The organism is Acinetobacter sp. YH16052, from assembly GCF_013417155.1.
Lineage (GTDB): Bacteria > Pseudomonadota > Gammaproteobacteria > Pseudomonadales > Moraxellaceae > Acinetobacter.
The window spans coordinates 1-1,687 of the sequence record NZ_VPEO01000133.1 but is presented as its reverse complement, the minus strand read 5'-3'; the positions used below and the strand labels follow the sequence as shown (position 1 = coordinate 1,687).

Annotated in this window: 2 protein-coding genes; both read right to left on the bottom strand. The window is 33.1% G+C overall.

Annotation, left to right across the window (positions count from 1 at the left end; all coding sequences use genetic code 11):
- Nucleotides 1-232 precede the first annotated feature (232 nt).
- Complete coding sequence (locus FTV42_RS16685; RefSeq protein WP_179996704.1) at nucleotides 233-784, bottom strand: plasmid replication DNA-binding protein; 552 nt, start codon at nucleotides 782-784, stop codon at nucleotides 233-235.
- 49 nt (nucleotides 785-833) lie between these two features.
- A partial coding sequence (repM, locus tag FTV42_RS16680; RefSeq protein WP_180039237.1) for a replication initiation protein RepM occupies nucleotides 834-1,687 on the bottom strand: 854 nt, incomplete at its 5' end.

Genomic DNA, 1,687 nt, shown 5'->3' with positions numbered 1-1,687 from the left:
AAATATTTAATTTATTGGTTTAAAAACTAATGGATTCTATAGTTTATCTAAAATTAACATAATACACGTTATACGAAATGCTTTATAATTATCCTTAGAAATCAATGCTGTAGTTTCTAGTTGATAGCCCACCTTCCCCAAGGTGGGTTTTTTTTATGATTTTTCACGTTCCACGCCTACTATTTAATCAATGTTTCACGGTTTTAATAAGCCTTGGTAAACAATTCAACCTCTAGTCATCACTTAAAACAGCATGTAGCACTCGGCCCAATAAACCTCGTTTTTTAGGTTCCGGTGTTATCGTAGCAGCTTGCTGAATAGGCTTATTTTCTATTGCTGTAATTTGTTCGGGCTGTACAATTTCTTGTAAGTCTGTAGTTGTACGGATTTGTTCATTTGTACTGTAATCCTGACTGTCAGGCTGAATATTTTTAGGTGTATAGCCAAGTGCTAATGTTAGGTTGTCAATTTTATCTTTAAGTTGCTCAATCTCTTTGTACATACGCCTTTCACGTTCTTCGGCAACTGATTTATCATGTCGTAATTCTTCAATCAATTGCTTGTACAGTTCAACTGTAGTGTTGTCAGTTTCCTTACTATCAGGCTTACTGTCAGCCTGACTGTTAGGCATACCGTAAACACGTTGCATTTCACTAAAATCAATGACTTTTCGATTCTTAGAGTCAATTTCATAACTAATAGAACCATTCTTCATACGATCATAAATAGATGTACGAGCGATTCCATATTTTTTAGCTAATTCCGCAACAGTAAATTTAGGCATAGTTCTTTAATTATGGTTTTAGTCCGTCATTACATGAACTGTAATGTACTTAAACGTTAAAACCTAGATCTTTAAGATGTGGAAGAAGTTGTTTTTGTTGTACTGGATCTCTGAGCATATCTTTAATTTTAATGGCTAACTCTTCATAGCTTTCACCTTGATTTGCTAAATGAGACAGTTCATGTAGGCGAGATAATTGATTTCCAAATAAGTTAATTTGTGAGTCACTCATTTGATAAAAAGACTGTTTGAGAGAGTTAGTTTGCTTAGAAGGTCGAGCTTTAGACTTTATAGAAAATTGAATATCAGTGATAACTCGACCTTTCTTAAACTGTTGATAATCAACACTTATATCAGTATGTTTGTTAATTTCATTAATTGCTTTGTCTAAGACATTGGATTTGAAATTAGACATAGTTGAATACTCTTCAACACTAAGTCCAAGCTTTGATCTCAAGTCATTGATGCTGTATTTTTCTGTCTTAGTAACGCTTAACCACTTAATAATAAGTTCATATAAGCGAATACTATATTTACTTTTAAAGTCTGAAACTTGTTCGATATAGTATTTTGTAAATTGTTCGCTCAGCTTGCTAATTAAGCTAATTACTTCATGACTTAGATATAAAACAATCAAACCGTTATTATCAACATACGTTACTTTATTAACCCAATTGGCAGTCGAAAGAGCCTCTATCCCCTTATACCTATCTAGATAACTAAATTCTCTTCGTTTTAATGTCCTAGCAGCATCTTTAAGCAAGGCATAAGCATTATTACTATCGACTTTAAACTGATGAATATAGTCACTCACTGATACTTCTATCGGGGTATCAGGGGAAAGCTTTTGTGATTCTCTAGCTTCGACTATAGCTAGAAGCATTATTCTTTGTTCTATCAATG